3 protein-coding genes are annotated in these 5146 nt (G+C 29.8%); 1 reads left to right on the top strand and 2 read right to left on the bottom strand.

Annotated features, from left to right (window positions below; genetic code table 11):
- Positions 1-126: 126 nt before the first annotated feature.
- The gene (locus FYJ83_RS19145) at positions 127-2382 is read right to left on the bottom strand and encodes an EAL domain-containing protein (protein ID WP_195838074.1); all 2256 of its coding nucleotides are present in this window, start codon (positions 2380-2382) and stop codon (positions 127-129) included.
- Between the two features lie 237 nt (positions 2383-2619).
- Here FYJ83_RS19145 and FYJ83_RS19140 point away from each other — a divergent pair, with 237 nt between their 5' ends.
- Positions 2620-3249 carry a glycerol-3-phosphate acyltransferase gene (locus tag FYJ83_RS19140; protein ID WP_154443093.1) on the top strand — a complete coding sequence of 210 codons (630 nt, stop codon included), beginning with the start codon at positions 2620-2622 and terminating at the stop codon, positions 3247-3249.
- A 56-nt stretch (positions 3250-3305) separates the two neighbouring features.
- On the opposite strand, the gene FYJ83_RS19135 is transcribed toward FYJ83_RS19140, so the two are convergent.
- The gene (locus FYJ83_RS19135; RefSeq protein WP_154443092.1) at positions 3306-4925 is read right to left on the bottom strand and encodes a DEAD/DEAH box helicase; all 1620 of its coding nucleotides are present in this window, start codon (positions 4923-4925) and stop codon (positions 3306-3308) included.
- Positions 4926-5146: the final 221 nt, after the last annotated feature.

The raw sequence follows: 5146 nt of genomic DNA, 5'->3' as shown, positions 1-5146 counted from the left end.
ACCATAAAAAAGAACCCCATTTCATTGTTTTCTAGTCAAAAACAATTTAACACAAGGGGTTCTTTTTTTCATTATATAAATTTTTCCATGTCAACCTGTAATTATTTCTTTAATGCAACACTAGTACTATATAGGGCTTTTTATACTTAGCATTTCATTTATGCTTTCTTTAGGGACTGGTTTACTAAAATGGTATCCTTGTGCTATATCACATTTCATTTCTTTTAATATATTTAACTGTTCTTCATTCTCTACCCCTTCAGCAGTTACTTTCAATCCAAGTTGTTTTGCTAAAATTATTATGGTATTTGAAATCATTTTATTTTTATTGTTTTTTTCAATATCCCATATAAATGATTTATCGATTTTCAATTCATTTACACTCATCTGGTTTAAATAATTAAGACTTGAATATCCAGTACCAAAATCATCTATAGCAACAGCAATCCCAAGGACGTTTAATCTATCTAATATCTTCAATGTATGCTCTATATCAGATATAGCTATGGTCTCTGTAATCTCCAAAGTTAAATTTTTAGAACTTAGTCCTACTTCATTTAATATATCAATTATTTCTTTTATAAAATCCCTACGTTGAAACTGTCTTGCAGAAATATTTACAGACATCATAATATTCTGATCTAAATCAGTCCAATATTTAACCTGTTTGCAAGCTTCTTTCAGTACCCATTCTCCTATTTGAACTATTAGTCCTGTTTCCTCTGCTAAGGGTATAAACTTATCTGGATATAATAATCCTAGTTCTGGATGTTGCCATCTTACTAAAGCTTCTAACCCACTAATCTCTCCTGTCAATATATCTACTTGAGGTTGATAATGAAGAACTAACTCATTGTTTTTTATACCTTGTCTTAGCTGACTGACTAACATCATCTTTTCTAAGCCCTTAGACTTAATTTCATCTCCATAAACATAATAGGAATTTCCACCTAACTCTTTAGCCTTATATAGAGCAAGGTCTGCATTTTTCATTATGGAGTTAGAATCCAAACCATCTTCAGGATATGTGGATATACCAATGCTAGTAGTTAAATATAGTTCGTAATCCCTTATATGATATGGTTTTTTAAAATCTTCTAAAATCAATTTACTTATTTCTACTATATCACATACACTTTCAACATTATTTATTAATATATAATACTCATCTCCCCCTGTTCTAGCAATTATATCTTCTTCTCTTAAAATTTTGCGAATTCTTGTCCCCAATAATCTCAATATATAATCTCCTACATTGTGTCCCAAAGTATCATTTATATGTTTAAATCTATCTATATCTAAAAGCAATACTCCAAATATACCTTCCTGCTCTTGTATATTCTCAAATATACTGTTTAATGCTTTGATAAAATAAACTCTATTAGGCAGAGATGTGATTGAATCAAAATAAGCTAAATTATATATCTCCTTCTGGTGTTCAATCAACTCTTTATTGGCTAACTCCAATTCTTGAGTTCTCCTTTTTACTTCTCTTTGAAGTTTTTTATTATAGATATATAAAATAAAAATAATTACAATTATAAATGTTACAATAATTATTATTGAATTTCTATATTTTGTATAAATAGTTTTAATGCTTCCTACATCTTCTCCAAACCATTTTCTATATATTTGTTCATAAACCTTATTTTCTTTAATTGTATTGAAACCCTCCTCCAATACAATACTAAGCTCTTCATTATCTTTAGATATGGCTGTCCCATAAGTCACCGTAAGAACAGGTTCCCCTGCAATTTTAATGGAGTCTGTAAGTTTATATTTTTGTAAGTAATATATACCTACTAATTTATTTCCAACTACTGCATCTACATTCTTCATTTTAAGGTCTAGCATAGCTTCTTGTAAATTTGACTTTGGAAAAATTTCTACATAAGGTATCTCTTTTATATAGGGTTCGCTATAATCACTTTCTTGATAGCTTACCCTAAGTCCTGCTAAATCCTCTAAATTATTTATATTTACCGTTTCCCTATTAACAAATATTACTTGTCTGTCTATAATTATTGGAGGTACGAATTTATATGTTCTCTGCCAATCTTCTCTTTGAGCCATATATATCACACCATCAACTTGTCCATTTTCAAAAGTCTTTACTGCGTCACTCCACTCCATAAGAGTAAGTTCTATATTCAAATTCATCTCTTCAGCAATTGCATTTATTACATCAACACTAAATCCTGTAGGCTTTCCATCTTTATCTGTATATTGATAAGGAGGATGATCCTTGTCCCCACTTAATTTAATAGTATTGGTATATTTTATAGTATTAGTATCATTAGCTTCTGCAAATATATTTGGAAACGAAACTACTAGTAATATTAATAGTATTACAATTGTTTTTTTCTTAATCTTTGGATTCATAGTTATCCTTCCTCTAAGTTTCATTATTTATTATACTTTTGCTATATAATATTATATTGCTTCCATTGCTGAATTGTGCAAGATTTAATTTTATATGCGCCATTATATATTATGAAATTACCTAATTTTAACATAATTATACTATATTCGACAGTTATTTTAAATAAATATCTGGTTAATTATGTATTATAATAAATACACTTCATATGATATAATCTAATATTAGGAGGTGATATTTTGAAGACTTATTTTACTGTCATAATTATAGGGTATTTATTTGGGTGTTTACAGTGGTCTTATATATTAAGTAAAACATTTCTAAATGTGGATATTAGAACTCTTGGAGCAGGTAATGCTGGAGCATCTAATACAGTCATTTCCATAGGCTGGAAACTGGGAGTTTTAGTTGCAATTTTAGATATATTAAAAGCAATTATTTCTATTTTTATTATAAAACATTTATTTAAAATTTCCTTTATAGAAGAAAACTACTTTCTCCTATATTTAAACGGACTCTTTGTTATACTAGGACATGATTTTCCTTTCTTTATGAAATTTAAAGGTGGAAAAGGTGCAGCATCTCTTTTAGGAATGTTAATCGGCATAGATTATAAACTAGGAATATTAGGGTTCTTTATTATTTTAATCATAACTCTTGTGACTGACTATATAGCCCTTGGAACATTGGGATTAAACCTTTTTTTAGCTTTAAGTGCTTACTTGTATTATGGTATGAATTCTGTGCTTATATCTTTAATCCTTTTCTTCATAGCCATTTACCTTCATATGCCAAATATAAAAAGAATATTAATTAAAGAAGAAAAAGGACTACGAGGTGTTTTAAAAAAGAAAGCAAAAACAATATAAGGTCTTCCCATGGGAAGACCTTATATTGTTTTATAATTAATAACTTTATATTCTAATTATTTTCTTTTTGGATTTGCTATTTCAGCTTTTACTCTTGTGCCTTTTATCCTTGAACCATTTAATCCATCTAATACTTCGTCTTCATACTCACTTGGCACTTCTATAAATGTAAATTTGTCGTATACATCTATATCCCCTACGGATTTCTTAGGAAGTCCAGTTACTTCTAGTAATGCAGATAAGATATGTCTTGGACTTACACCTTTTCTCTTTCCAATGTTTATGTGCATTCTTACCATAGATGAGGAAGAACCAGAACCTTTTCCTTTAGATTTAGGCTTACTGTCAAAGTCTACCATATCTAATTCTTCATGACCGTCTAATTTATTATTAGCCATATAGGATTTTAATAATGCCGCTGCAATATCAAAAGAAGTATAATCTTCTTCAAGTAATGTTTCTATGATTTTCTCATATTTACTTAAATCTTCATTATCTATTTGTTCTTTTATCTTTTCTAACATAATAGATGTATAGTTTTCTTGTATATCTTTAAGTGTTGGCAAATCTTTTCTTGCTATTTTAGTCTTAGTATATCTTTGAATATCTCTTAATTTATAGATGTCTCTTCCAGATACAAAACTAAAGGCTTTTCCCTCTCTGCCTGCCCTTGCCGTTCTTCCTATTCTATGAACATAGTATTCTTCATCCTGTGGCATATCATAGTTAATAACCAAGTCTATATCATCTACATCTATACCTCTTGCTGCTACATCTGTAGCAACTAAAATATCTATAGTACCTTTTCTAAACTTGTTCATTACTGTGTCTCTTTGAGTTTGTTTCAAGTCTCCATGAAGTCCATCTGCAAAATATCCTCTGCTTTGAAGTTCCTCTATTAATTCGTCTACTTTTTTCTTTGTATTACAGAACACTATAGTCAATTTTGGATTATACATATCTATAAGTCTAGATAATATTTCAGTTTTCATATGTTGCTTTAATTCAAAATAAGCCTGTTCTACCTTTGGTACTGTAAGTTCCTTATGAACTACTTTAATTATTTCAGGATTAGTTTGGTACTGTCCTGCAAATTTCATGATTTCTGGGGGCATAGTTGCTGAGAAAAATATTGTCTGTCTATCTTCTCCTAATTGATTCATTACAAGAGCTATGTCATCTCTAAATCCCATATCAAACATCTCATCTGCTTCGTCTAATACCATCATATTTACATTGTCTACCTTTAGAGTCTTCCTTTTAATATGGTCTATTACTCTTCCAGGTGTACCAATTACAATATTAGCCCCTTTTTTAAGTGCTTTAATTTGTCTATCTATAGGCTGACCACCGTAAATAGGCACTACAGATATTCCTTTTTTATACTTTGCTAGTTTTCCGATTTCTTCTGCTACCTGTATTGAAAGTTCCCTAGTTGGGCATAAAACCAATGCTTGAACATGTTTTTCGTCTGGATTACATCTTTCAATAATAGGAATACCAAAGGCCGCCGTTTTGCCTGTTCCTGTCTGTGCTTGACCAATAATATCATTTCCCGCTAAAACTATTGGAATAGCCTGTGATTGAATTGGGGACATTTCTTCAAACCCCATATCCCTAATTCCCCTTTGTATTTCCTCTGATAAGTTAATCTCTTCAAATCTTAATTTTTCCATATATATATTTTCGTCCTCCTTAATCTATAACCTATTAAGTATACATATAATATTCCATAATTGCAAGGAAAATATTAAATTTTATCTGCTTGTTGTCTAGAGAAGTCAAACATATGTGACACAGACCTCTGAAAAATTTTCTCTGAATAATGCTGTGGTTTTCTTAAATTGCTAGTAATTATTTTGTCAAGGAGGAAAGCGATAGCGATCCTTGATTAAAT

The organism is Tissierella pigra (genome assembly GCF_009695605.1).
GTDB lineage: Bacteria > Bacillota > Clostridia > Tissierellales > Tissierellaceae > Tissierella > Tissierella pigra.
The sequence above is the reverse complement of the archived record's forward strand: the minus strand, read 5'-3'. Positions and strand labels throughout refer to the sequence as shown.

What these genes read in the sequence shown, in the direction of transcription:
- FYJ83_RS19135 (WP_154443092.1), bottom strand. Translation starts at nt 4,925, where the DNA reads ATGGAAAAATTAAGATTTGAAGAGATTAACTTATCAGAGGAAATACAA.
- FYJ83_RS19145 (WP_195838074.1), bottom strand. Translation starts at nt 2,382, where the DNA reads ATGAATCCAAAGATTAAGAAAAAAACAATTGTAATACTATTAATATTA.